Here is a 25,832-nt window from a genome sequence, read left to right on the forward strand (position 1 = left end):
CAGATGAATTGAGCAGAAAAAGAAGCTGGACCCGGAAATCATGAACGGAACCATGAATAGCACTGTTCCGATTCCACGCGTGCAGCGTCAGCGCCGATGGTCACCGGCGCGGACCCGTCATGAGACCCGAGCAGTTCCCCGGAGCCGGCATAAACAAGAAGGGAGCAGCCCTCGGGCAGCCCGTAGGCATGGTAGGTTCCCGGTTCAATCGAGGGCTCCTCGGCATGCGGAGCGGCCCCGCCGACCGAGAAGATGCCGTCCGGGAAACCCCGTCCGGCCGCCTCCAGTTCGGGCAGGAGCTCCGGGCAGAGGGCGGCGATCGCATCGGCGGTGTCCTGGGCCGGGCTCATGATCAGCTCGCTGAGCACCGACTCGGCGTCCACGGCCTTGGCGCTGAGCAGCTGGTCGCAGCGTTCCTGGCCCACCTGCAGCACGGCGTTGGGATCAGTGCCTTCCGGAACCTTGTCCTGCAGGTATTGCTCCTGCGTGGGCTCGAAGGTGGGTTCCGGTGCCGGCTGGGGGGACTGCACCACCGATTCCGGTGCCGCCGTCGCGCCTTCCCCCGCGGCGTCCCCCGCAGGGCTTTCAGTTGCGCCGGCGGCGGGGGCGGAGGCCCCTGCGGTTCCCGGAGCGGCGGACGGCGTCGGCGTGCGGGAGGCGGAAGAGGAGGACGATGCTGACGGCGGAGCCGCTTCGGGAGAAGGGTCTGAGGAACTGCATCCTGTTGCCGCACCCAGCAGCGGCAACAGCAGCAGTCCCAGGGCCGATCGTTTGAGACCAGTATTCATGGAGTGCGCTTTCTTTCGGTTGTGAACGTGCAGAACGTTGCCGCCCCTCCTCAGGGGCGGAGGCTAGGGGCCAAAGACCAGGGTCAGGACCGGACGGCGGGTGGAGGACGCTTCCTTGGTGTGGAACCAGGCGTTGTCGGTTCCGGCGCTGGTGATGCCCAGATCAATGGATCCGGACAACATGGCCGTCACGGCGGCCGGGTCCAGGTCCACCGTGTAGGCGGTGTTGGTGGCCGTCGGCGAAATGCTGCCCAGCACCGAGGTGCCCAGCGCCGGCCGGGTGTTGTAGGTGGTGGCCGCTTCCGTCCAGCTGCCCGTGACCGGCTGCACCGAATGCTGGTCAGTGGAGTTGCTGAAGGATTCGGACGTGGTGTAGACCCGCAGCGTGGCCGACGTCAGCCGCATCCCCGCCGGCACTGTGGTGCCGGGGGCGAACCGCAGGTACGAGGTGTAGGCCAGCGAGCCGCGCGAGGCCATGGACACCGCTGAGCCGTGAACGCCGTTGGGAGCCCCCTGGTTGACGTAGGTGTCGGCGGTGGGGGACAGGGACAGTGTCACCGGCTCAGCCGGCGGTGCGCCGGCCACCGTGGCGTTCACCTGGGCGGAAGCCGCCCCGGCGTTGCCGGCGGCATCGACGGCCGCCACCCGGTAGTAGTAGGTGCCCGGGGCCAGATTCGCGTCGCTGACGGAGAGGACGGAACCGCCCGTGGTGGTCAGCAGATTGGCGGCCGACGGCGTGAAGCCCTCCTCCACCGACCGGTACACCCGGTATCCGGTGACGCCCACATTGTCGGTGGCAGCCTGCCAGCTCAGCGTCGCGGTGCTGTTGCTGACGGCGGCCGCGGCGCCGGTCACCGCAGCCGGCGCGGCGGTGTCGGGCGCCGGCTCCGGCTGGCCGGGAGTTCCCCCGCCGGCAGTGAAGTGCCGGGCCACCTGCGCGGCACTGAGGGCCGAGGGGTAGGCGGAGAACTCATCGATGGACCCGGCCAGATAGTTGCTGGTGGGCCGTCCCGGCCAGTTGTTCAGGCTGTCTCCGCCCACCCGCCAGGAGCCGGTGTAGGTCTGCGCCGCCGGTGTCTGGCTGCTGCCCACGGCGTTGCCGTCAACGTAAAGCGTGAAGCCGGAGGCCGTTTGGGTGGCAACGGCGTGGTGCCAGGCATTGTCGTTGTAGGCCTGCGCAGTGGTGACGGCAACGGGCGTGTTGGCGGCATCCAGCACACCGAAGGCAAGGGTGCCGCCGGTGGTCATGTACAGGTGCCGGTCAACGGTGCCGCTGGAGTTGCGCGTGCCGTGGCGGTCGGGCTGGCCGGAAGCGAAGCCGAAGATCTTTCCGCCCTGCACGGAGTCCGTCTTGAACCAGGCCTCGGCGCTGTAGGTGGTCGGAGCGGAATACCGCTGCTGGCCGGAAACCTGGTCATCGACGCCGTCAAAGACGGCTGCGGTGCTGCCGGGAACGGCCCCTGCGGTGCCGGCCAGCAGCGGGCCGCCGAAGGTGACGCCCCGGTTGTTGCCCGGTGAACTGTCGGCCGGAGCCTTGGCGGTGCTGTCGTCCAGGCGCCAGTAAGTGGAGGCGCCGTCGCCGAGCACGGCGGCCGGGTAGGGCTGTGTGGCTGCGGCAGTGGTGACCGAGACCTGGCCGGAAAGCGCGCTGGTGCTGGTACCGTCGCTGGCCCGGACCCGGTAGGTGTAGGCCGTTCCGGGGGTGGCGGTGGTGTCGGTGAAGGACAGCTGCGGGGTGTTGAACCAGGTGGAGTTTCCGGTCACGGTGCCCAGGGCAGTGCTGCTGCCGTTGCGGTAAACACTGTAGGTGAGCGCTGAGTCGTCGTTGTCCACGCTCTGGGTCCAGCGGACCTGGTTCTGGCCGGCTGCAAAGCTCACGGCGCTGACGTTGGCCGGGGTGCCGGGCGCGGCCGACGCCGGTCCGGGACCGAAGCGGGTCAGGCCCTGCTGGGCGGTGCCGTTGGTGGTGGTGAATTCACCGGCCACCCACAGGACGTCATCGCGGCCGGTACTGGTGATTTCCAGAGCCCGCGGGCCCAGGCCTTCGCCGGTGCCGTCATTGGTGTCGGGACTCCAGCCGAGGAACGGGTACGGATTGTCGATGTCCTGCGCGGAGAGGTGCTTGCGGGTGCCGTCGGCAAAGCCGCCCATGGCGGAGCAGTCGTGTACGTGGTGCCCCGAGTAGAGCACATCCTTGTACGGCAGCACCGCCTGCGTGGCGCCCTGGCAGGTGTCCTTCCAGATCTGCTCGTAGTTGTTGTCCAGGGACAGCCGGGCCCGTCCGTCGAAGGAGCGGCCGCCCATGCCTTCACCGGCGATGTAAAAACTTGTGCCGTCGCTGGTGACGTCCTTGACCACGGCGGAAGCGGGCACATATTCGGCGGCCGGATAGGTGCGCACGTTCGCACCGGTGCCGTTGTCCACCACGGCCATGGCCCGTGACGGAGTGCCGTTGACGTTGCTGAAATCACCGGAGATCAGGACCACGTCGCGGCCGGCCGGCACGTCCAGGGCGCGGCCGACGCCGTCGGCCACCGGGGCCCAGGGAAGCAGGCTGCCCGTGGGGCCCACTGCAGCGAACCGGCTGCGGGAGGTTCCGTTGACGGTGGTGAAGTCACCGCCGAAGTAGACGGCGTTGGCGGTGGCGGCGATGGTCCGCACCGTGCTGTTCACCGTGCCGGGCCGGAAGGTGGTGTCCACGGTGCAGCCGGGCAGGTTGATGGCTGCCAGCCGGTTCGCGGTGACGCCGTTGACCGTGGTGAAATTGCCGCCGACGTACAGCTTGCGGCCGTCGGGAGACACGTCCATGGCCCGGACAGTGGCACCGGTTCCACCGCTGAAGGACAGGGCGCAGGAGGTGGGCGTGCCGGTGGAGGCATCAAAGGCGGCAAAATTCACGGCCGCCCGGGACTGGCTGTTGCCGGCCGCGGTGCCCGGGGGGCGCACCTGGGTGAAGGTGCCGCCCACGTACATCACGCCGTCGGCCTCGGTCATGGCCCAGGCAATGCCGTTGGTTTGCCAGGTGGGCAGGGCGACGGCGGAGAAGGCCACGCCGGGGGACAAGGCGCTTGCCGGAGCGGCAACGCCAATCAGGGTTGCTGCTGCAACAGCCGCAACCGAACATATTGCCGCAATTTTTTTGTGCACGGCTTTACCGCCTCATGAAATGGGGACGGGCCCGCGGCCCGAAACTGAATGGAAGCGTAGCCGCAGCCCACTGCGTGTCCCACGGTGGCCTTTACTCGAGTTGAGGCGCTGAATACTCGGGCCGGCACTCCCTCTACTCGTGTTTTTCCGGGCCCTACGTGATTGTGCTGAATTTGCTTTACGGGCCCGGAAATATGCGTTGAAAATGAAAAGAGATTTAACGGACCACAACTGGGGGTTGTTCATAATGGCAGTTCGGATCGGCTATGCCTCGGGGGTTTATGACCTTTTCCATATCGGCCACCTGAATTTGCTGAAGCATGCCCGCAGCCAGTGTGACTATCTGATTGCCGGCGTTGCTTCCACCGAAATGACGCAGCGGCTCAAGGGCACCACCCCCGTGGTGCCGCTGGCTGAGCGGCTGGAGATTGTGCGCAGCGTCCGCTTTGTGGATGACGTGGTGGTGGATGAGCACCTGAACAAGGCGGACACCTGGCGTGAGGTGGGCTTCAACGTCTTTTTCAAGGGTGATGACTGGCGGGGCACCGAGAAGGGCGACCGTCTGGAGCGGAACATGGCGCAGATCGGAGTGGAAGTCGTGTATTTCCCCTACACGGTCACCACGTCCTCCACCGTCCTGCGCCGGGCCCTGACCCTTTTGGACGGCGGGCGGGCCGGGGACACAGCCCTGAACGCATGAACGCTCTGCACCGTTCCGGGCAGCGGCCGGCCCGGGGACTGTCCCGGCGTGAAGTGCTCGCCCTGGGCGCCGCCGGGCTTGTCCTGACTGCCTGCGACAACCGAGCTGACGCTGATGCCTCCGACGGATCCGGCACGCCCGAGCCCGCTCCGGTCCACACCATCGAATCGATGCTGGCGGCCGCTCCGTTCCTGGTGGCGCACCGCGGATCGTGGGACAACTGGCCCGAGCACACCATGGCCGCGTACCGCGGTGCGGTGGACGCCGGCGCCGTGGCGTTGGAAGTGTCCGTCAGCGCCACCTCGGACGGGAAGCTGGTCTGCCACCATGACCTGAACACCGAACGCACCACCGGCCGCATGCTGATGATCAAGGATTCCACCTACGCCCAGCTGTCCGAGCTCGTGGTTGACGCCCGGGCCTGGCTGGGCCCGAAGGCGGGCACGGAAAAGATCCCTCTGCTCAAGGACGTCCTGGATGCCTTCGCCGCCTCCCACGTCATTTTCATCGAGGACAAGCAGGGCACCAACACCCGGGCGCTGCTGGATCTGATGGACACCTATCCGGAGTCGCGCAGCCATTTGATCTGGAAACAGTCGGCGGAGGCGGCGCAGATCGATGCGGCGACCAAGCGCGGATACTCCAGCTGGGGCTACTTCACGGCGGAGCAGCTGGACCTTGTGCCCAAGCTGGCCGGGCAGTTCACCTACCTGGGCGTGCACCATTCGGCCTCCGACGCCGAAATCGCGGACGTGGTGGCCATCGGCAAGCCCGTCATTTGCTGGGAGGCACACACCCGCGAGCTGCGGGACCGGCTGCTGGCGCTGGGCGTGTCCGGGGTGATGTGCGCCAACCTTCCGTACCTGGCCACCGATGAGCCCGTGGCAACCGCCGACAGCTTTGGCGAGGGGATCCGGGCCGCCGGCGACCTGCCGTGGATGGTGGGACAGGGCTGGAATTTCCAGCCGGAACTGAAGCTCGCCGGCGGCACCCTGCTCATGTCCGCCGCAGCCAACAGCAGTTACCGGATGGGTTCGCTGTGCCCGGTGCGCCGGGAAATCTACAGCATCCACTTCGACATGCGCTGGCCGGTGGCCCTGCCGGACGATGACACCCTGCACGCCGGCATGGCGTTCGGCCAGGAGGATGACCGCCCCTACCGGGTGCTGATTCCCAGCGACGTCGGCGGCTACCACTTGGTGGTCCGGCCCACCGGGGAAATGACACTGCTGCTGCGCAGTCCGGGCGAACCCGGCGGACTGCGGCTGAGCGCTGTGGACACGGCGCCGGTGAAAGCCGGCGAGTGGATGTCGTTCAAGATTGATATCGCCCCTGACAGTGTCCGGTTTTCCCGTCTGGACGGTGCCGGCTGGGCGGGCATCACCTCGAACCGCAAGTACCGCGGCGGCTACTTCAGCCTGGCCCGCAACTATTCGGATGATTACCCGGTGGAGTTCCGCAAGGTGAAGGTTGCCTAGCTTGCGCTGACGGCATTGCGCTGACGGTGACGGTTCGCTGACACCTACTGCGGTACGCGGATCGCTTCCGGTGAACGACGACTCGCTGCCGGTGGACGACGACGGCGGCGGCGCAGGGAGCGCAGCCCCCGCCCGGCTGCGGTCAGCGCCAGCCCCAGCAGGGCTCCGCCGGCATTGAGCAGGACATCCTGCGCGTTGCCCTGCCGGTGCGGGAGGTACACGTCCTGAAAGCCCTCCATCCCCGTGGCGAATCCGGCGCACAGCAGCAGCGCGAACCACCAGCGGCGCGGCGGCAGCAACGCCGCGACCAGCGCACCCAGCGGAATAAACAGGAGCACGTTGGCGGCGGATTCCAGCATCGCGTAGTCCACCCAGCCCGGCAGCCCGTGGTCCTGCAACCGGTGGAGTAACCGCAGCAGGGTGCCGTACAGCGGCCGGTCCACCGGCGCGGGCCAGAGCAGGATCGCCGCCATCACTGCCAGCACCCCGCTGGCGGCGGTCCACAGCGCGGCACGCCGGGCGGAGCCGTCCCGTACCGGCGCCAATTACCGGCGGCCCTGCTGGTTGTGGGCGGCAACCTGCGCGGCGGTCAGCGCCGTCGGGTACACGGCGAACTCGTCGATGGAGCCCTTGAAGTGGCGGCTGGTCGGAGCATTCGGCCAGGTGGACGGGATCGAGTCTCCGCCGATGCGCCAGGATCCCAGGGAGACGGTGTTGGCGGAGACGGTATTGGAGGCAACCCTCACGCCGTCGACATAGAGCACCATGCCGCCCGGGCCCTGGGTCGCCACCACGTGGTGCCAGGCGTTGTCGTTGTAACTGGCGGGCGAGGTCACCACCACCCTCGTGCCGGACCAGGTGCCGAACACGAGCTTGCCGGCGTTGCTCATGTAGACGTGCCGGTCATAGACGCTGCTGTAGCCGAGCAAGCTTCCGTTGCGGCGGGGCTGGGCGTTGCCGAAGCCCAGGATCTTCCCGCCGGTGGTGGTGTCCGTCTTGAACCAGGCCTCGGCGCTGAACACCGTCGGGGCGCTGACGCGCTGCTGACCGAAGATCATGTCGTCGACGCCGTCAAAGCTGGCCGCGCGGTTGCTGTCGCTGCGCAGGGCTCCGGCGGATCCCGAGAGTTTCGCCCCGAGGTTGGGCAGGCCCATCTTGTTGCCGTTGGAGGAATCGGCCGCCGCCGCCAGGGAGTCGCCCAGCCGCCAGTAGGTGGTGGCGCCGTCGGCCCGCACCAGCGCCGGATAGGGGGCAGCCGACGTCGCCGTGGTGACCTGAACCTGCGCGGACAGCGGGCCGCTGCGTCCGCTGGGATCCGTGGCCTGCACCCGGTAGGTGTAGGCAGTGCCCGGCACCGCAGTGGTGTCGGTGAAGGAGGCCTGCGGCAGGTCCCACCAGCGCGACGACGAATTGACGGCCGCCAGCGGGGTGGTGGAACCGTTGCGGTAGACCCGGTAGGTGAGCTCGGAATCGTCGGGGTCCGAGGTGGACTGCCAGCGGACGGTGTTCTGGCCGGAGGCCCGGGACTCGGCGCTGACAAACTTCGGGGTGCCGGGGCCGGCGGTGCTGGACGATGCCGGTCCGAAGCGGGTCAGGCTCTGCTGACCGCCGCCGTTGACGGTGGTGAATTCTCCGCCGGTCCACAGGACGTCCCTGCCGCTTCCGGCCGTGGTATGGGCCAGGGCCCGCGGGCCGATCCCTTCGCCCTGGCCGTCATTGGTGACCGGGTTCCACTGGTGCATGGGGGAGGGGCTGCTGATGCTCTGTGCACTCAGGTGCACCCGCGGTCCGTCGGGAAAGGAGTCCATGCTGGAGCAGTCGTGTGCGTGATGCGCGGAGTACAGCGTCTGGCTGTAGACGCTCACCGCCTGCGTGGCGCCCAGGCAGGTGTCCCGCCAGACCTGGTTGTAGGTGTTCAGGTCCAGCCGGGCGCGGCCGTCGAACACGCCGCCGCCGGTGCCCTCGTTGCCGATGTAGAAGCTGGTGCCGTCGGAGTCGATGGACTTCACCGTGGAGGTGCGCGGAATGAAGAAGTTGGGATAGGTGCGGACGTTGGCGCCGGTGGTGTTGTTCAGCACGGCCAGCGCCTTGGAGTCGGCGCCGTTCATGGTGAGGAAGTCGCCGCCGGCGAGCACCGTGCTCTTGCCGGCGGGGACGTGCAGGGCCCGCACCGGCTGATCCGCCGACGGCGCCCACGCCTGCAGCGCTCCGGTGGCACTGACTGCTGCCAGCCGGTTGCGGGCCGCCGTTCCGACGGTCCTAAAATCTCCGCCGAAGTAGACGGCTGAGGCCGTGGCCTCGATGGCGCGCACGGTGGAGGACACCGCTGCGGGTTTGAAGTTGGTGTTGACGGTGCAGCCGGGCAGATTGATCGCGGCAATGCGGGTGGTGTTCACGCCGTTGACCGTGCCGAAGCTGCCCCCGATGTACAGCGTGCGCCCGTCTGGGGAGACGTCCATGGCCCGCACGGTGGCGCTGCCGCCGGTCACCGACAGCGAGCAGCTGGTGGGGTTGCCGGTGTAGGCGTCGAACGCGGCAAAATTCACTGCGCTCCTTGATCCGGCGGCGCCGGCTGCGGTACCGGGCGGGCGGATGGCGGTGAAGGTTCCCCCGGCGTACACCACCCCGTTGGATTCGGCCATGGCCCAGACAATGCCGTTGGTCTGCCACGTGGGCAGATTGGTGGCGGAGAATGCCACGCCGGGGGAGAGCGCGGCCGCGGGCGGAGCGAACCCGATCAGGGATGCGGCGGCGAGGACAACCCCGCTCAGGACGGCGGCGACTTTTCTGAACATTTCGAACCCGGCTTTCATTCCGCCAAAGCGCCCGGCGGGGCGCACCCGCTAAGCAACCTAACCTCCGGCGGCGGGCAGGGTAACCGGTACGGAATACCCGTTTTCGCCGGCTTACCTACCTGCCGGCGGCAAACCTGCGTACGGCGCTCGCAGCCCGCCCAACTAAGGTGCGGCTCAGGTGCGCTCGCGGCCGTGCAGTGGGATGATTAGCACAGACTTATGTTGCGTATTGATGCAGATCACGTGCGCACCCGACCGGCCAGCCAAGGAGTTTTTCCAGTGCCTGTGGTTTCCACCCCCGAAACGCTCAAGCCCCTGACCGGGCCCCTGGACAACGCCGAGGTCCTGCGCATCCGCAACGACTTCCCGATCCTGCACCAGCAGGTCAACGGCCATCCGCTGGTGTACCTGGACTCGGGCGCCACCTCGCAGAACCCGCTCAGCGTGATCGAAGCCGAACAGGAGTTCTACGAACAGCGCAACTCGGCGGTGCACCGCGGCGCGCACACCCTCGCCGTGGCCGCGACCGACGTGTACGAGGATGCCCGCGCCAAGGTCGCCGGCTTCGTGAACGCCCGGCCCAACGAGATTGTCTGGACTTCCAACGCCACCGAGGCGATCAACCTGATCGCCTACTCCTTCTCCAACGCCGCCGCCGGCCGCGGGGGAGAGGCCGCCCGCCGCTTCGCGCTCGGCGCGGGCGACGAGATTGTGGTCACCGAAATGGAGCACCACGCCAACCTGATTCCCTGGCAGGAATTGGCCGCGCGCACCGGAGCGACGCTGCGGTTCATTCCGGTGGACGACGACGGCGCGCTGCGGCTGGAGGAGGCCGAGCGGCTGATCACCGGGCGCACCAAAATCGTGGCGTTCACGCACGCCTCCAACGTGCTCGGCACCATCAATCCGGTGGAAACCCTGGTGCGCCTCGCGCACAACGCGGGGGCGCTCGTCGTGCTCGATGCCTGCCAGTCGGTGCCGCACCTGCCGGTGGACGTGAAGGCGCTGGACGTGGATTTCGCCGCGTTCTCCGGGCACAAGATGCTCGGCCCCACCGGCATCGGCGTGCTCTACGGCAAGGCCGAACTGCTGGACGCGATGCCGCCGTTCCTCACCGGCGGATCGATGATCACCAAGGTGACCATGGAACAGGCCGACTACCTGCCGTCCCCGCAGCGCTTTGAGGCCGGCACGCAGCGCATTTCGCAGGCCATGGCCCTGGGCACCGCCGTGGACTACCTGCAGGAAACCGGGATGGACCGCATCCACGCCTGGGAGGCCACGCTGGGCGAGCGGCTGGTGTCGGGCCTGGAAGCGATCGAGGGCATCCGGGTGCTCGGCCCGCGCGCCGGCGTGGAGCGGATCGGGCTGGCGGCGTTCGACGTCGACGGCGTCCACTCGCACGACGTCGGCCAGTTCCTGGATGATGCGGGCATTGCCGTGCGCGTGGGGCACCACTGCGCGCAGCCGCTGCACCGCCGCCTCGGCCTGATCTCCACCACCCGCGCCAGCACCTATCTGTACAACACCACCGACGACGTCGACGCGTTCCTGAACGCGGTGGCCGGCGTCCGTCCGTTTTTTGGAGTGAAGTAAATGAGCGCCGAGCTGCAGCAGCTGTACCAGCAGATCATCCTGGACCACGCCAAGGCCCGGCACGGCGCCGGCCTGGCAGAGGTGCCGGCGGGGCTGAAGTCGGGGGAGAGCCACCAGCTGAACCCCACCTGCGGTGATGAGATCACGCTGCGCGCGGTGATGACCGACGCCGAGGCGGACAGCACGTCAGTGCAGGGCATCAGCTGGGAGGGGCAGGGATGTTCCATTTCGATGGCGTCGGCCTCGGTCCTCACCGATCTGGCCGCCGGGCTGTCCCGGGACGAGATCATGGCGCTGGTGGATAACTTCCGCGAGGTGATGCGCTCCCGCGGCACCGTGGAGGCGGACGAAGAGGTGCTCGGCGATGCCGCCGCGTTCTCCGGCGTCTCCCGCTATCCGGCCCGGGTCAAGTGCGCCATGCTCGCCTGGGTCGCGCTCGAGGAAGCGCTGCTGGCTGCGAACTAGGCCTGCTCACTCGGGCCGTAGTCCATACCTTGGCGCCGAGCAAGTAATTTCGGGGCACAGACGAGTATCCAATACCGTTCTGCGGAACCATGACGTGACCGTATGTTCGAACACATGGACACAATTGAGCCGACCAGGGAATGGCGGCGGAAGCGCTACCGCCGTACTCGTCGCGACTGGATGACTCTCACCGGGTTGGCTGTGCTGATGCTTGCCACGGCTGTGGTAGTGACTGCAGCGTTGGTTCGCTGACGCGGGGTCCTACGCTGCCTGGGTCAGGGCATCGGATGAAACTCTAGGCTCTTCTGCCGTGTCCTTATTGAGTTTAGTGCTTGAGACAGGATTGACTGGCAGATTTCGGCGGCGGGCAACCCCGACCGTGATGAGGCCGCTGACTAAGCCCGCGAGACCGATGAAGGCCCATATGATCATGCCGGCGCTGGCGATGGCGCTGGAAAAAGGAAGTGCAGAGACCGATGCTGAAAGCAAGAAATTCCCCAGGAATTTAGTAGTGTAAATGAGACCTATTGCACCCTGTCATGTTGTGTTTCATCTGGGAGCAGAGTCATCCTAACAAGCCTCATCCGCCATGGATAGAGGTTAAACAACCATTGCGCTGCAGAACCGGGAAATAAGTCCTGCAGCGCAATGGTTGTGCGCGGTTTGAGAGGCCGCGTTACGGGCGGCCCATGCCTTTGAAGTTCCAGCCGGCTTCGCGCCATGCTGCTGAATCCAGGACGTTACGTCCGTCAACGATGTTCTTTTCCGACACCAATGCGCCAACGGTCCGCGGATTCAAAGCGCGGTATTCCTTCCACTCGGTCAGGAGCACCAGCGCGTGCGCGCGCTCAATGGCATTCTCGGTTATCGGCTCGTAACCGAGTTCCGGGAAGCGCCCCTTGGCATTGGTGAGTGCTTCGGGATCGGTCACCGTAACGGTGGCGCCCTGAAGCTGCATCTGGGCCGCAGCGCTGAGTGCTGGGGAGTCGCGGACGTCGTCGCTGTCAGGTTTGAAGGCAGCGCCCAGGATCGTGATGCGCTTGCCCATGAGCGATCCGCCGCAGATCTCTCGGGTCATTTCCACTACACGGGTGCGGCGCCGCATGTTGATCGTGTCCACCTCACGCAGGAAGGTCAACGCCTGGTCAGCGCCCAGCTCACCGGCACGGGCCATGAAGGCGCGGATGTCCTTAGGCAGGCAACCGCCACCGAATCCGACACCAGCGTTCAGGAACTTGCGGCCAATCCGGTCATCCATGCCGATGGCGTCAGCCAGGGCGGTGACGTCCGCTCCTGCGGCATCGCAGACTTCAGCCATGGCATTGATGAAGCTGATCTTGGTGGCAAGGAAGGAGTTCGCAGCCGTCTTGACCAGTTCGGCCGTGGCGTAGTCCATGACCAGGCGCGGGGTGCCCGCGGAGAGGGGAGTGGCGTAAACTGCGTCGAGTGCGGAGACAGCGGCTGTTCCGGGCTCACCGTCCGGCACGCCATAGACAAAGCGGTCCGGTGCCAGGGTGTCCTGCACGGCGTGGCCTTCCCGCAGGAACTCGGGATTCCAGACGAGGATTGCTTCCGGGGTGGTGTCCTGCATGTCCTCGGCAAGGCGGGCGGCGGTACCCACCGGAACGGTGGACTTTCCCACCACCACGTTGCCGGGCTTCAGGTGAGGAGCCAACGAAGAGAAGGCAGCATCCACAAAACGAAGGTCCGCAGCATATTCACCCTTGCGCTGGGGGGTCCCCACGCAAACAAAATGAACGTCGGAGCCGGCAGCGTCAGCCATATCCGTGCTGAAGGACAGGCGCCCGGAGGCGATTGATTCTGTCAGTAGTTCCGGGAGGCCGGGCTCGAAGAAGGGTGCCCGGCCGGAGGTCAGTTCATTGATTTTGGCCTGATTGACGTCAATTCCCACAACGTCGTGTCCGAGCTTCGCCATGGAGGCAGCGTGCACGGCTCCCAGATAGCCGCAGCCGATGACAGATATACGCACGGTTCCCCTAATTAGTTCACATACAAATAGATACTCGGCGTCACAGAGTGAAAGCGCACAGTGAGGCCGAGATAATGAGAAAAACTTGGGGGCGGAAACCAGTAGGTTTCCGCCCCCAAAGACGTCGTTTGAGAACGTGTAGTTATGCGTTCTTACGGCGTGCAACTGCTACTGAGGCGACTCCTGCACCAACAGCCACGATGCCTGCCGCGCCCCAGAGGAGCATGGCCGAGTCAGCACCGGTGTTGGCAAGGTCGGCGTCGTCGGATCCGCCGTCGCCCGCGCCGCTGCCATCTCCGGATCCGCCGTCGCCCGCGCCGCTGCCATCTCCGGATCCGCCGTCGCCCGCGCCGCTGCCATCTCCGGATCCGCCGTCGCCCGCGCCGCTGCCATCATTTGCGAAGGCCGGGTCGACGGAGACAGTGGAGGTGATGGTCTTGCCCGAGGTCAGACCCGTTCCGGTCAGAGTGTAGGTCCCTGCCTCACCGAGAGTCACCGGCGTACTGTAGACGCCCTGTGCGTCTGCAGTGGTTGTGAAACTGTTGATCACTTCGGCCAGGATAATGACGCCGTTGACGCCAGTGCCCGGGACTACAACCGGCGTGTTGGAGTAGTCGACGTCAACGCGGACAGCTTCGCCGGGGGTGAAACCGGATCCGCCGAACGTCACGGTTGCGCCGGGCGCCACAGTCGCGTCGCTGACGCCGCCGGGGGCAGGTGCCGGGTAGCGATCTACGGCGTTAGCGGCGCCGGCACCGAAGAAGGCGAGTGATCCTGCGAGGACCAAAGCGGATGCGGTTTTTTTCATATGAGACTCCCCATGCAATTGATAAAAGACTGTCGTAGGTACTGATTGGCTCGGTCCCCACCAACAACTCATGAAAACCAACCGAAATTCCAAAATCTAAGGTCCAGGAGCTCGCCCCAGCACCACCGGACGTCGTTCCACTGTATTAAGTCGTGTGGAAACGTTCTTCACGGTAACAGGAACGCGGGTGAGTTCCAAGCTCACGGTGGTATGAAACTCAATGTTCACAAAGTCAACCGCATGTTTCTCGCTCCATCGGCTTGACCACGTCTTCCAGGGGCTGAATGGTAGGTGATACGCGTAGTTGTGGCTCAGAGCCTTGAACCACCCCAGAGAAAACAAGATCGATTGTTGATGTTTCTCCAGGGCCTAATTCAAGCTGCACCGTTCCAACCGGTCTTTGTCCGTGCTTGCCGGTACTTACCGGTACGGGCTGTCCATTCACAGTTGCTGTCTCTACGAAGGCCTGGGAAGGCCCGTAGACAACGTAGTTGGTCCGTATTCGACCCGGTTCAACTCCGAAAACACCGCCACCCGTAACGTAAGCTGGCAGGCTCGTAGCAGCATCTGCTGGAGCATTGTTGGTCGCCGTGACACGGACTGCGAATTGTCCGTACTCACCCACGGAACAAGCCTGAATGACCTGAACAGTGCGATTGACGTAGTAGTCCATTTTGGCGCCGGTGCCGTCATTGAAATAGACGCCAAAGTTCGCACCTCCTGCGTCCTTGCCGGTAACGGAGCCATGCAGAGGCGTAGACGCTATGATGTCTTGCTCCGCCGAATGACTTGACCATAGATAGAGACGGTTCTCCTCGGCACTTGCCGCGAGGGCCTTAACCAGCTTTCCTCCATCCCCCTGTCCTTCGGTGAAGGCTGAGAAGACGATTGCAGCCACAGCGGAGAAGTATGCGTCCTGGGCTTGGGGGTCTTCGATCTCATGGTAGACATCCGACAACAAGGTCGGTACGACGTTGTCACTAGTGAGGGCTGACGGGAGGGATGTTTCACGGACTAAGTTGAGGATCTCTGGATCTGACAGGTTTACTGGTCCCGTCGCCTCCAGTAAATGGCTCAAAACCACCGGATCTAGAGCCAGGACGCCGTCTATAGTCTGGCCAGCGTTCCGTTCTTCCCACATCAGCTTTGCGGACTGAGCGGCCGTGGGAAAGTCCGGCGTGAGGTTCACGTTCTGCATTTGTGTTCCAAGGCGGTCCGTAAAAAGTGCGAGTTGCTCAGGATCCACGTTCATGGGAGGCCGGAATGCGCCCATCGCTACAGCACTGCTTTGTTCACCGAGGCTAATTCGTCCATCATCTGTGTGAAGTATGGCCAGTGCTCCCGGAATCCCCCCGGTGGCTCGCGCCTCAGAACTATTCTGTACAAGAACCAAATAATCTCGGGGTTCGTCTGCGCCCAGGAGCGCAGGCAGCAGCTGTGCGGATGAAGAGGCCGTGTTCAGAAGGGCGGTCAGCTGTTTCAATTCCTCGGTTGCGGCGCCTACGGGCCGCGCCAGTTCAGGGAGAAGGCGTGAAACGTCGATGGAGGCCATGCGCTCGTGCGAGAGGCGCACAGTATTTGCCGCTTTCGAAATACTAGGAGCCGCGTTCTGCAGTTCACCGAAATCAATTCGGCCGTCCACGGGCGAGAGAGCCTGCAAACTGAGTGAAGTGTACCTTTCCAGCAGGGGAGCGGCGGCATGCACGGCGATGTCGTCCGCAGAGACCGCAACTTCACGCACGGCACTGAAATTGACACCGTAAACAGGGATAAACGAAGCACCCTTCCATATGGCTGCTGTTGTAGTGGAACGGGCTGCAGTAGTTTCTTTCCGTATCGTTGCAAAGGTCAACTCTGCCGCCTGATGGTCTCCGTCTTCCAGCTCAGCACGCAGTTGCGGGACCAAATTCATGGTGTGTTCCAGCTGGGTTCGGACAGAAGACACCTGGTGTGCCAGCAGAGCACCGAGGGCACAAGTTATCAAGGCTAGACCAAGCACCACCGGGCTGATCTTCCGTACGAGTTGACGACGTCGTTCACGCTTGGAACGGTTGCGGGCACTTATAGCGATCATGGGGAGCGGGTCAGGTTGGTGGCCGTCGTCGGTAGGAGCCATAGTTGAGCCTTCGAAAGCAGGGACAGGATGAATTGAGGAGGCTAGTACGCACCCTGTCGGGCCAGAACCGCGCGGAATGTTTTGAGTAAAATTGCTATATCGCCAGCAACCGACCAGTTCTCCACGTAATAGAGATCAAGCCGCACTGTGTCGTCCCATGACAGCAATGAGCGGCCGCTGACTTGCCACAGCCCGGTCAACCCGGGGCGCACCATGAGGCGACGATGGACATGTCTCTGATATAGCTCGACTTCCGACGGTAGTGGAGGACGCGGCCCAACCAGGCTCATCGTTCCGTTGACAACGTTGAACAGCTGGGGAAACTCGTCCAGACTGTAACGGCGCAGGAAGCTGCCCACACGGGTGATACGTGGATCTGCTTTTAGCTTGAACATGACCCCGTTCCCCTCGCTGTGGGATTTTAGAGCGTCCAACCTTACTTCGGCATCGACAACCATTGATCGGAACTTGTACATCTTGAAGTGGTGTCCACCGGCACCAACCCGTTGCTGTTTGAAAAAAACCGGACCCGGAGAATCAAATCGGACAATACCGGCGATGACAAGCAATACAGGGGAGAGGACCAAGAGCAGGAGAACTGCGCCGGCGAGGTCGAAGGACCGTTTCAAAAGTCGCTGACCATTTCCCAAGTTCGGTGTCGAGACATGAATAAGTGGCAACCCGGCCACTGGCTGAGTATGAATCCTCGGGCCCGCAACATCAGTCAATGCCGGTGCCATGATCATTTTGATATTCAGTTCGGCGAGGGTCCATCCGAGTTCTCTAATTGTCTGTGGGCGGAGGGGAACACCACTTGAAAATGCGACGGCGTCGGGTTGGCAACTTGCAACCGCCCTTTTGATAGCGTCGTGGCCGGGGTCGATCCCTAGATTGGGAAGTCCGGCTATCTGGGTAGCAGACACGGCATCCGGGGTGGCATTGGGAAGATAGGTGGCCACTGGGCGGTATCCAGCCATTGGTTCGTTGGCTAACGCTCTGGCCAAGTGTGCAACGCCTTCGACCCCTCCGATTAGAAGCACTGAGGAACTGCTCGTTCCGGAGCGACGCTCACTTTTCAAAAGGCTACGCACGATCGTGCGCGCAGCGAGAAGGGAGAGAAGTCCTGCGGGTAGTGCAATCACAACGTACCCTCGGGCTATTTCCAGCTGTAAGGCATACGAGACAACGGCTACCAGTCCAAATACCCAAAACGATGCTGAGAGGATCCTCTTGTATTCGTCGGCTCCATGACCGAGGACTGTCGTGTCGCGACTTCCCATCAGGCCGAGGGAGAGCCACCACGAAGCAGCAAGAATGGCAGTGAGCACGAGATACCGGTTGTTCTGCTCGAAAACAGCAGCCCCAGACGGAGCCGCGAATCGGACGATTAGGGCGCCAGCCATTGCCCACAGAATGACTATCGCATCAACTACCGCTAGTTTTCGCGTATACTTACGGCGCCAATCATCCATCCGTTACCACCCCAATAGTAAGACCATCCACAATGAGAGACAAGGTCTCAATAGTTAGACTCAATGTGTTCGCGACGAAGAACGCTTTTGGTGTTTCGATTATTCTTTAATGTCTTGGAACGAACGTTTCGAGGCCGAGACTTCGCGGCAACATCCACCACGCTTTCATAGGTGTAGTCCGCGTATGCGTACGCATCCGGACCCTTCGTAGGTAAGAGGTTAAACACAGTTCCTAAGAGCCGGGCCTCTACCATGCTGAGGCTAGACATTGCTTTTTGCACGTCCTGGACACGCACCTTGGAGGAGCCGACCACGAGGATTACGCCACCTACGACCTGGGCTAGAACGGATGCATCGGTGACGGGCAGCAAGGGTGGCGCATCAATAATAACGGCATCGAACTGGTCCTCAAGTTGAGATAGCAACAACTTCATAGCACGAGATCCCAGAAGTTCACTGGGATTCGGTGGGATTTGGCCAGATGTCAGAACGTGAAGGTTGTCTTCACCCCACGGTTGGAGGACATCTTTGACTTCAGCACTCCCAATCAAGGCAGTGGTCAGGCCAGCATTTCGTTCAAGTCCGAGGTATTCGTGTACGCGAGGACGACGGAGATCAGCGTCGACCAAACAAACAGATTGTCCGGCTTGGGCCAGCGCAATCGCCAAGTTGGTTGCGGTGGTGCTTTTTCCTTCCCCGGGCAGCGAGGACGTAATCAGTACCGCCGAGGACTCCTGGGACACATTGGCAAATTGGAGATTCGTTCTAATCTGACGAAACGACTCGGCTCGGGCGCTTTGAGGGGAAGTATGTGTAATTAGTGGGGTCTTCACTGCATCAGGGTCAAAAGCGAGCCCGCCGAGAATTGCTGCCTGGGTAACTCGCAATAAGTCTGCCTCCCCGCGGACGCGGGTGTCTAAAGCTGTCCGTAGGGCGACAAACACAAATGCTGCAGCCACACCGCCTAGGAATCCGATGGCCAAATAGAGCCTCGTGTTAGGCGCGGAGGGGAAAGCTGGTGCGTTCGCAGGAGTGACAACCGATAGCTTTACGGGTGATACGCCTCCTTCGGCAGGGCGTTCCAGTGTTTCGATGGTCGCGATGAGGCTGTCTGCGATGGCGTTGGCCACTGCCGCGGCTTGAACCGGTGATTCATCTGTGAAGGATATGGTGATCAGCACTGTGTCCAGGTCCGCACTTGCAATAACGTTTTTGGCCAAGGCTTCCGGTGTCATATCGAGAGCCAGTGCATCGACAACCGGCTGGAGTACTGCCGGCGTCCTGACCGTCTGGATATACGATTTCACGCGTGCTTGACTGAAGTTGTTTCCTTGCTGGAGCTCTTGAACGCTTCCAGAATTTTGGATTGAGACGAAAAGTTGAGTCTTTGATGTGTATGCAGGGGCAGATAACGTTGCAAATAGACCAGCCGTAAGCAGGCCCAGCAGAACACAACACACCGCAGAGATCCAACTACGTCGCAAGGCACGCAGATAATCGCTAATTTCCAAGGATTCGCCTTTCTGGTGTAGTTCCGATGCTGTACAGAACCAGTAAGCAGGTCGAATCTATCGGAACCCGATGAAATGAATGAACGGGTCCGCCCATTGTACCCGAGTCAGAAGTCCCGAGTGATCGCTGGAGGAACAGGAGTCCATGCCATGGTGGAAATGCCATACTGTGTCTCAGATCACCCGGTAACCTTCCAAGGCGATCGCTTGCTCGCACTATACTTACCGGGAACTCAATCGGCGGGCGCTTTTGAGAACCGCTAGTAGCGAACGGACATGCAACGTATGACGACCTTAAGTGTCGACAACCCACACCTTGATCTAGGAACAGAGAACAAATATCTCTTTGTTGCGTCCACCGGAGGACACCTGGCGCAACTCAAAAGGATGTCGACAGCGATGCTGGCCTCTCCTGATTCATTGTGGGTCACATTCGACTCCGAGCAGAGTCGGTCCCTTCTAGCGGAGGAACGCGTCCACCATGTACCGTACATAGCCTCCCGCGACTTCAGGGGTGTCATTACGGCGTCAAAAGAAATAAATATGCTGATGCGACATGAGAAGTTTGATGCGGTCGTAAGCACCGGAGCAGCGTTGGCTCTTGCCGCCATGCCGGTTGCTCGGGGACGTAGAGTGCCCACGCGGTATATAGAAAGTGTTTCTAGGGTCGACGGGCCTTCTCTGACCGGTAAAATAATTGCCGCCCTGAGACTGGCTGAACTGCGGACGCAGCATGAGAGTTGGGCCAACGGGCGCTGGAAAAAACACCCCAGTGTGTTGACCCAGTTCCAGTCGGCAACAAAAATTGCGCCGTCGGCTACGGCTGAAGAGTTGAAAATATTCGTGACGCTCGGAACAATCAAGCCTTATGAGTTTGATGCGATGATCGACTCATTATTGCGTACAGGGCTGTGCAACGAAAATACTACTTGGCAGCTTGGGTCTACCCAAAGAGAAAACTTGCCTGGGCGCGTACTGACGCAAACATCCGCAAGCGAATTTGAGCACCTATGCGCCACATCAGATGTTGTGGTCACCCATTCTGGCGTGGGTACCATTCTAAATCTTCTGGAATCCGGAATTCATCCAGTGGTCGTGCCTAGGCGCAAGCAGCGGAATGAGCACGTGGACGATCATCAGCTTCAGATCGCGAAGCTGGTGGCTGGCTTAGGTGTGGCCACGGTGTGCGAGGCACCCGACCTGGAAGCAGAACATATTATCAGAGCAGCAAGCCTGTGCACTGTCCCGGCTGTGCATGGGGCTCCGGAGTGACTTTACCGCGGGAGAAATCTGGTGTGCTTCTCCTGACGGATAACTTGAAGGTTGGCGGCGTCCAAACCGTCGTAGTTCGCCTTGCCCGTGAATTATCACACCGGGGTTATCGCGTAGGAGTGGCTGCTTCTCGTGAGGGCGAACTGTGGAATGAACTTCCAGCGGCATGCGCTCGACATTTTCTCCCCAGAAATCCCGGGTCACGGGGAAGCGCAGCTACTGTGGTCCACCTACGCGAGGTGTTGAAAGCTGGAAGATACGACATTGTACATTCGCACCAGAGGGGAGTCTCGCTGCTGGCCCGGATTGCAGGCTTGGGCCAGCACATTCGGTTGGTGGAGCACGTTCACAACGTCTTTCTACCAGTCAGCAGGAAACAGATTTCTTTCCGTGGAGACGCCTTAGTCGCCTGTGGTTCTAAAGTGGCGGATATGTTGCGCCGTGATTACGGGAGGCCGGCGGATAGGATCCACACTATCCTGAATGGCGTCCCCGATCCGTGCCAAGAGGGATACTCCGTTGCTTCAACTTCTAAGCCAAAAGATCGTCTGAAGATTATTGGTATCGGGCGGGTGAGTCCACAGAAGAACCCTGAGGGCTTTATCAGTGTCATACATAATCTTAATATGCTGGGCCTAGAGTTCGAAGCCGAATGGGTCGGAGATGGTGAGCTCTTAGAATCCTGCAGGAAAAGAGTAGCAAGTTTAGGAATTCCGAACCTGGTGTTCAGCGGGTCGTCCAACGATGTCAGATCCAAGCTTGCTAATGCCGATATTCTGCTCATGACATCCAAATGGGAAGGGCTCCCACTTGTCCTTCTGGAGGCTATGTCTCTTGGGGTAGGGTCCATCGCGCCTGATATTGGCAGTTGTGGAGACGCGATTGTGTCCGGCGAAAATGGAATGCTTTATCCTCCCACAACCAACCCCGAAGATCTGGCAAGTCAAGTCGCGGACCTGCTTGGTGGGGACCAATGGTGTGGCTGGGGCAAGGAAAGTAGGCGACGGTACGAGAGCCTATTTTCATTGGATCGTATGATCGACGAACTTGAGACATTGTATGAAGGAGCAGCAAAGACGTGAATAACCCGTGCATCGACGGTGGCGAATTGATTTGAAAATCTCTTGTGTAGTGCCCACTCATAAGCGTGACGAGTATTTGATAGAGGCGCTCGAAAGTATTACGAAACAGCTGCTTCCGCCTGCGGAGATCATTGTTGTGGACGATGTCGGTTCCGCTGCGACGCGGGCCGTAGTCGAATTGCATTTCCCAGACTCGGATATCGTATACATTGATGGCAGCTCTCAAGCTAGCAAGAGCGCCGGCTCGTCGAGGAATCTGGGTGCCCGCCATGCTACGGGTACACACATTGCGTTCCTCGATGACGATGACTTGTGGAAACCGGACTTTCTAACAGGGTGTTCAAATCTCATAAGTAGTGGGGACGCGGACCTCATAGTGTCTTGGGCGTACTTCCTTCAAGGTGACAGAGAGACTCCCGGTCATTCAATGCCGAAGGGTCTTAGTGCTGCAGATGCGTACGCACGCAATCCAGGATTAACGGGAAGTAATTTCGTAATATCAAGACGAGTATTTCTTGAATTGGACGGTTTCGATCCAGATCTCTGGGTCTCTAATGATCGCGACTTTCTAATACGATTTCTTGCGGCAGGATACGCATATCAGGTTCTGGAAAAAAGGGCGGTTCTGCAACGGGTGCATACCAGCGGACAACTTACAAGTCGGACTGAACGGCGCGCGCAGGGCCTTGAAGCCTTCCGTTACAAGCACGTTTCACGCATGACTAAGCGCGACATGAGATTTCTGAATCGGGAGCTTTTCAGTATTAGACGTGTATCTGCGGACAGGCGCTCTCATCGCGTACTCTACCTAATTCGCCAAATAGCGACATATACCCCAACGGAATTGGCCAAGTTGGTAGCTAGGAAGCTGCAGTCTGGCCAGCACACCTATTCTTAAAATTGGGCATATGTCACTCAAATATAGTGGCAGGATGCCGACACGAATCGGTGTAAATGACTTGCCCTCGAGACGCTTGGCCGGAGATAGCCTATGACGAATACCAGCCTTCAAGAACCTAGTGACATATCTAAGAATGTGTCTCTTACCGCACTCGGAAATCTCGCTTATCCTGCTGTCGCATTTGCTACCGCCCCCATCTTGGCTTGGGTTCTAGGTGCGGATGGCAGGGGTGAACTAGCGGCAGCTACCGCCCCGCTTATGCTGCTAATCAGCGTGGCTGCCTTCGGACTTCCGGAATCCATTTCCTACCACACAGCTTCACGTCTTATCCCAGTACGATTGTCTCTCCCAAGGGCCTTAATCGTCCTTTGGTGTACGGGAACTGGAGCTATAGGTCTGACCTGGATGGTCGCGCCGCTGTTGGCTGCACAAGACAATGAACTGGCGTTTCTGATCCTCATCGCGGCATGCGCGTTGCCGTTTTCCTTGTCTGTATCCGCTTTGCGAGGCGTAGCGGCTGGCATGCACGAGTGGCGACGAGTAAATGTTGAAAAATACGTTACGGCGTCAGTCCGGCTCCTCGGAATCTCCGTACCTGCGCTGATGGGCTCCCTAACCTTGCCCGTCGCTGTGGTTGTCATGGCGTACTCACCGATTCTAGGTGGGCTCGCTTATGCAGGATTGAAAACCAAAAATAAAATGTCGGCCGGTCAGTCCCATACAGCGCCAACTGCCAAACTTCTAAAGTACTCTGCGCATGTCTGGATTGGAGCGATGTCAGGCGTCCTCCTGATGCGTATGGACCAGCTTGTAATGCTTCCGCTGGCGGGGGCTGTTCAGCTGGGCATGTACGCTGTCGCTGTAAACGTGGCGGAATTATTGCTGATCGTAAACAACGCTGTGCGAGACGTAATGTTTTCCGCTGACGCTGCAGACCGTAATGATGACAGGATTCACCGCGCCGCAAGGTTCAACTTGATCGTCACTGCGGCGATATCTATTCCCATTGCGGCGACAGCCCCTTGGTGGTTCCCCTTCATTTTTGGGCCCAGCTTTAGAGACGCCATACCAGTGGTCGAAGTATTAATACTGGCCACCGTTGCGGGCATCCCTGGGTCTGTGGCGGGATCAGCACTGAGTGCTCGGGGGCGTCCAGGGCTCCGAAGTAAATCACTGATAATAGCCAGCGTGATCAACATTGTTGGCATACTGCTATTAGTGCCACAGCTTGGCGCTATGGGAGCGGCTTACGCCACGCTTATAGGTAACGTTGTTGCTTCAAACCTGAACATATTCTGGCTATCGAAACATTTCAGGGTTGCCTCTATCGGTTTTTATAAGATTCAAAGGTCTGACTTCGTATTCATTGGACGTGCACTGATGCGTGGCATCTGGAAAATGAAAGTCTAGGAATGGCGGCTGGTCGCAATGATGATTCAGATGAAAGGGACGCGTTGTCGGTAGATATTGAGAACACGGATATGACCCTGGCGAATGTCTTTGCTCAGAGCAACAGACATTCGCTTGTTTACAGAGTGTTTCGACTGGTGCGAGTTAGATTCGTGATGCTAATACTGATGATCCGGAACCGTTTTGGAAAGTCTGCTGTTACGGGCAATGCAAGCGCGGTTGTCAGTCTGACGACATTTGGTAGTCGTCTCAATTCCGTTTTCTACACCATAGAGAGCATCGCATCTGGGGTGGAACGTCCCAAACGTCTGCTCCTCTGGTTAGATGACGAAACAGAGGGTAGCCCCTTGCCGAGCTCCCTTCTCCGCCTGCGGAAAAGGGGTCTGGAAATTAGATACACGACGGACTTTCGCTCGCATAAAAAATACTTTCCGTATGTCATGAGCGATGACTGCGATTCGTCGATACCCCTCGTAACCGCGGATGACGACATTCTGTATCCAAAACATTGGCTTTCTGGCCTAGTCTCGGCCTTTGAGTCGGACCCGAACAGTATATGGGCCTACCGAGCACACACTATAAGGCTTAATGATGACGGGATCATGCCTTACTTAGAGTGGGAGCCGTGTAGATCATCAAATCCCTCTTTTCGTTCATTCGCGACGGGTGTGTCAGGAGTTATCTATCCTCCAAAAATGCAGGATGAGTTGCGTAAAGCCGGAGACGAATTTCTACAATATGCGGCCCGGGCCGATGATGTGTGGCTGCACGCGGTCGCGGTTCGTAGCCAAATCCGGGTACGCCAAGTGGGTGCGATAAGCATGCACTTTGATATCGTGAGGGGATCATGGGAAGGCGGGCTGGTTACATCTAATTTGAGCGGTGGTAATGATGAACAAATCAGGAATACATATAGAGCTGATGATGTAAGTGTTATTCGCGAGGGGCCGGCTGAACCATGATGTATCGGCATGCTCCTAAAGGACTTGACATGGTAACGGAGCCGCCATGCAGGCGCTAATCTGGCTCCTGGTTTCAGTGCTGGTCGTCGCCTTAACGCAGCGTCGGACTTCAATGCTGGTTATCGTCATACTAATAACATATTTGGGCGTACCGAGCGTCGCGCGGGGCATCTTTGTTGGCACTAGTATGCCCTTACACCCGGGAACCATGTTGGTTCTTCTAGGGTTGTTTTTTATTCTCATAACTAGAACTCGCTCAGTTGTACGAGCTGTTGCACCCGTTGGATTATTGGTTTTCTTTTTTGTCCTGCTAGCCAGCCACGCCGTTATTGTGACCATTGCAGGAACTGGGGTCGTCGGGCTTCTGATCAATATTATTATTGCTCCGATCTGTCTCCTTATTTTAGTGCTGCTAGCGTTTCACGAGGAAGGACGGCCTGCAGGTAATCAAATAGGCATGGGACTGCTTTTGGTGGCGGTGTGTCAAGCGGTTCTTGCCGCAGTTCAGGTAACATTGAAGCGAACTATCCTCTATGAGGATCAATTTGCACGTTTTCACTGGTTCAGTGCAGACAGGTTCAGTAGGGGCCTGGGGACGTTGGATAGTGCGCTGGATCTGTCGTTTCTGTTAGTCATCGCTATACCTCTGTGCTTGTTACTTCGAAGAGCATCTGTTCGCCTCATAGCTGCCACTGTGTTGACAGTAGGAGTCTTTACGACGCAATCAAGAATGGGTGTCGTACTTGCGCTCTTCGCGCTCGTTTTTGTGATCGTAAAGGGCCAGAACGCCAAGGTTAGAATTCTGGCTGCGACCGGAATGACCGTTGCGATGGGGTTCATCTTGAGTAGTTCGGTTGGCCAGAATTTCTTGGACCGTGCACAGAACGCATCTGGATCTACTTCCAGACGCATGGAGGCCCTTGAGTTCATTATCGAAAATGTCTTCAAGAACACGGTACTTGGGAAGGGCCTCAACTCTAGTTATGGACTCAGGCAAAGCAGCATTTTGGGATCTAGCCTCGAAAATGGGTGGGCGATGTATGCCTACGATTTCGGATGGGTCGCGGCAGGTTTATATCTTGTATTATTGTTGAGTGTTATAATTTCGGGTTTACGGAATGGCGCATGGACCGCGTCGATAATGGTTGCCTTGGCGGTGATTATGGTATCTGGTTATAGTTCCATTATGACCCAGGGTGCGAGCTCCGTTATTACTTTTCTAATTGCGGGTCTTGTCTTGGGCAACTTAACCATAAAAAATTCTCGTCCTCAATTAGCGTCCGTGTCGACGACGGGTCAGGACGCCCGGGCAGAGAATATTCCATAATGAGTTCCCCTG

General features: G+C 60.3%; 19 protein-coding genes. 10 read left to right on the forward strand and 9 right to left on the reverse strand.

Annotation, left to right across the window (positions count from 1 at the left end; translation table 11 throughout):
- Positions 1-38: 38 nt before the first annotated feature.
- Both QNO00_RS07810 and QNO00_RS07815 read right to left on the reverse strand, forming a co-directional pair.
- Positions 39-788 (reverse strand): hypothetical protein, encoded by a 750-nt coding sequence (locus QNO00_RS07810; protein WP_284024146.1) that lies wholly within the window; start codon positions 786-788, stop codon positions 39-41.
- A 63-nt stretch (positions 789-851) separates the two neighbouring features.
- The gene (locus QNO00_RS07815; protein ID WP_284024147.1) at positions 852-3,935 is read right to left on the reverse strand and encodes a CBM96 family carbohydrate-binding protein; all 3,084 of its coding nucleotides are present in this window, start codon (positions 3,933-3,935) and stop codon (positions 852-854) included.
- A gap of 247 nt (positions 3,936-4,182) precedes the next feature.
- Between QNO00_RS07815 and QNO00_RS07820 the strand changes: the two genes are divergently transcribed.
- Both QNO00_RS07820 and QNO00_RS07825 read left to right on the forward strand, forming a co-directional pair.
- Positions 4,183-4,635, forward strand: a complete 453-nt coding sequence (locus QNO00_RS07820; RefSeq protein WP_229967232.1) for an FAD synthase family protein — start codon at positions 4,183-4,185, stop codon at positions 4,633-4,635.
- The gene (locus QNO00_RS07825; protein WP_284024148.1) at positions 4,632-6,113 is read left to right on the forward strand and encodes a glycerophosphodiester phosphodiesterase; all 1,482 of its coding nucleotides are present in this window, start codon (positions 4,632-4,634) and stop codon (positions 6,111-6,113) included. Before QNO00_RS07820 ends, QNO00_RS07825 begins: the two co-directional genes overlap by 4 nt.
- 44 nt (positions 6,114-6,157) lie before the next feature.
- Here QNO00_RS07825 and QNO00_RS07830 read toward each other — a convergent pair whose 3' ends face one another.
- Entirely contained in the window at positions 6,158-6,658 is a 501-nt protein-coding gene (locus QNO00_RS07830) for a VanZ family protein (protein ID WP_284024149.1), read from the reverse strand.
- Positions 6,659-8,908 (reverse strand): LamG-like jellyroll fold domain-containing protein, encoded by a 2,250-nt coding sequence (locus QNO00_RS07835; protein ID WP_284024150.1) that lies wholly within the window; start codon positions 8,906-8,908, stop codon positions 6,659-6,661.
- A gap of 279 nt (positions 8,909-9,187) precedes the next feature.
- On the opposite strand from QNO00_RS07835, the gene QNO00_RS07840 reads away from it, so the two are divergent.
- Both QNO00_RS07840 and sufU read left to right on the forward strand, forming a co-directional pair.
- Positions 9,188-10,504: a cysteine desulfurase gene (locus QNO00_RS07840; protein ID WP_284024151.1), complete on the forward strand. Its 1,317-nt coding sequence runs from the start codon at positions 9,188-9,190 to the stop codon at positions 10,502-10,504.
- Positions 10,505-10,969, forward strand: coding sequence for a Fe-S cluster assembly sulfur transfer protein SufU (gene sufU, locus QNO00_RS07845; protein WP_284024152.1), 465 nt, complete (start codon positions 10,505-10,507; stop codon positions 10,967-10,969).
- A 676-nt stretch (positions 10,970-11,645) separates the two neighbouring features.
- Here sufU and QNO00_RS07850 read toward each other — a convergent pair.
- The 5 genes from QNO00_RS07850 to QNO00_RS07870 all read right to left on the reverse strand — a co-directional run bounded on the left by QNO00_RS07850 (position 11,646) and on the right by QNO00_RS07870 (position 18,866).
- On the reverse strand, positions 11,646-12,959 hold the full coding sequence (locus QNO00_RS07850; RefSeq protein WP_284024153.1) for a UDP-glucose dehydrogenase family protein: 1,314 nt from the start codon (positions 12,957-12,959) through the stop codon (positions 11,646-11,648).
- A 142-nt stretch (positions 12,960-13,101) separates the two neighbouring features.
- Positions 13,102-13,767, reverse strand: a complete 666-nt coding sequence (locus QNO00_RS07855; protein WP_284024154.1) for a peptidase — start codon at positions 13,765-13,767, stop codon at positions 13,102-13,104.
- A 232-nt stretch (positions 13,768-13,999) separates the two neighbouring features.
- A complete protein-coding gene (locus tag QNO00_RS07860; protein WP_284024155.1) occupies positions 14,000-15,679 on the reverse strand; it encodes a DUF4012 domain-containing protein in 1,680 nt (559 codons plus the stop codon).
- Between the two features lie 245 nt (positions 15,680-15,924).
- Positions 15,925-17,355: a sugar transferase gene (locus QNO00_RS07865; protein WP_284024156.1), complete on the reverse strand. Its 1,431-nt coding sequence runs from the start codon at positions 17,353-17,355 to the stop codon at positions 15,925-15,927.
- Positions 17,356-17,402: 47 nt separating this feature from the next.
- Positions 17,403-18,866 carry a tyrosine-protein kinase domain-containing protein gene (locus tag QNO00_RS07870; RefSeq protein WP_284024157.1) on the reverse strand — a complete coding sequence of 488 codons (1,464 nt, stop codon included), beginning with the start codon at positions 18,864-18,866 and terminating at the stop codon, positions 17,403-17,405.
- Positions 18,867-19,142: 276 nt separating this feature from the next.
- On the opposite strand from QNO00_RS07870, the gene QNO00_RS07875 reads away from it, so the two are divergent.
- The 6 genes from QNO00_RS07875 (at position 19,143) to QNO00_RS07895 (ending at position 25,820) form a co-directional block, all read left to right on the forward strand.
- Positions 19,143-20,138 carry a glycosyltransferase gene (locus QNO00_RS07875; RefSeq protein ID WP_284024158.1) on the forward strand — a complete coding sequence of 332 codons (996 nt, stop codon included), beginning with the start codon at positions 19,143-19,145 and terminating at the stop codon, positions 20,136-20,138.
- Positions 20,139-20,161: 23 nt separating this feature from the next.
- A complete protein-coding gene (locus QNO00_RS07880) occupies positions 20,162-21,220 on the forward strand; it encodes a glycosyltransferase family 4 protein (RefSeq protein ID WP_284024159.1) in 1,059 nt (352 codons plus the stop codon).
- 49 nt (positions 21,221-21,269) lie between these two features.
- Positions 21,270-22,118: a glycosyltransferase family 2 protein gene (locus tag QNO00_RS17370; RefSeq protein WP_502863222.1), complete on the forward strand. Its 849-nt coding sequence runs from the start codon at positions 21,270-21,272 to the stop codon at positions 22,116-22,118.
- Positions 22,119-22,211: 93 nt separating this feature from the next.
- On the forward strand, positions 22,212-23,531 hold the full coding sequence (locus QNO00_RS07885; protein WP_284024160.1) for an oligosaccharide flippase family protein: 1,320 nt from the start codon (positions 22,212-22,214) through the stop codon (positions 23,529-23,531).
- 2 nt (positions 23,532-23,533) lie between these two features.
- A complete protein-coding gene (locus tag QNO00_RS07890) occupies positions 23,534-24,493 on the forward strand; it encodes a hypothetical protein (RefSeq protein WP_284024161.1) in 960 nt (319 codons plus the stop codon).
- A 46-nt stretch (positions 24,494-24,539) separates the two neighbouring features.
- Positions 24,540-25,820: an O-antigen ligase family protein gene (locus QNO00_RS07895; RefSeq protein ID WP_284024162.1), complete on the forward strand. Its 1,281-nt coding sequence runs from the start codon at positions 24,540-24,542 to the stop codon at positions 25,818-25,820.
- Positions 25,821-25,832: the final 12 nt, after the last annotated feature.

The organism is Arthrobacter sp. zg-Y1219 (genome assembly GCF_030125545.1).
Classification (GTDB): Bacteria; Actinomycetota; Actinomycetes; order Actinomycetales; family Micrococcaceae; genus Arthrobacter_B.

What these genes read in the sequence shown, in the direction of transcription:
- QNO00_RS07810 (WP_284024146.1), bottom strand. Translation starts at nt 788, where the DNA reads ATGAATACTGGTCTCAAACGATCGGCCCTGGGACTGCTGCTGTTGCCG.
- QNO00_RS07820 (WP_229967232.1), top strand. Translation starts at nt 4,183, where the DNA reads ATGGCAGTTCGGATCGGCTATGCCTCGGGGGTTTATGACCTTTTCCAT.
- QNO00_RS07825 (WP_284024148.1), top strand. Translation starts at nt 4,632, where the DNA reads ATGAACGCTCTGCACCGTTCCGGGCAGCGGCCGGCCCGGGGACTGTCC.
- QNO00_RS07835 (WP_284024150.1), bottom strand. Translation starts at nt 8,908, where the DNA reads ATGTTCAGAAAAGTCGCCGCCGTCCTGAGCGGGGTTGTCCTCGCCGCC.
- sufU (WP_284024152.1), top strand. Translation starts at nt 10,505, where the DNA reads ATGAGCGCCGAGCTGCAGCAGCTGTACCAGCAGATCATCCTGGACCAC.
- QNO00_RS07855 (WP_284024154.1), bottom strand. Translation starts at nt 13,767, where the DNA reads ATGAAAAAAACCGCATCCGCTTTGGTCCTCGCAGGATCACTCGCCTTC.
- QNO00_RS07860 (WP_284024155.1), bottom strand. Translation starts at nt 15,679, where the DNA reads ATGAATTTGGTCCCGCAACTGCGTGCTGAGCTGGAAGACGGAGACCAT.
- QNO00_RS07865 (WP_284024156.1), bottom strand. Translation starts at nt 17,355, where the DNA reads ATGGATGATTGGCGCCGTAAGTATACGCGAAAACTAGCGGTAGTTGAT.
- QNO00_RS07875 (WP_284024158.1), top strand. Translation starts at nt 19,143, where the DNA reads ATGCAACGTATGACGACCTTAAGTGTCGACAACCCACACCTTGATCTA.
- QNO00_RS07885 (WP_284024160.1), top strand. Translation starts at nt 22,212, where the DNA reads ATGACGAATACCAGCCTTCAAGAACCTAGTGACATATCTAAGAATGTG.
- QNO00_RS07890 (WP_284024161.1), top strand. Translation starts at nt 23,534, where the DNA reads ATGGCGGCTGGTCGCAATGATGATTCAGATGAAAGGGACGCGTTGTCG.
- QNO00_RS07895 (WP_284024162.1), top strand. Translation starts at nt 24,540, where the DNA reads ATGCAGGCGCTAATCTGGCTCCTGGTTTCAGTGCTGGTCGTCGCCTTA.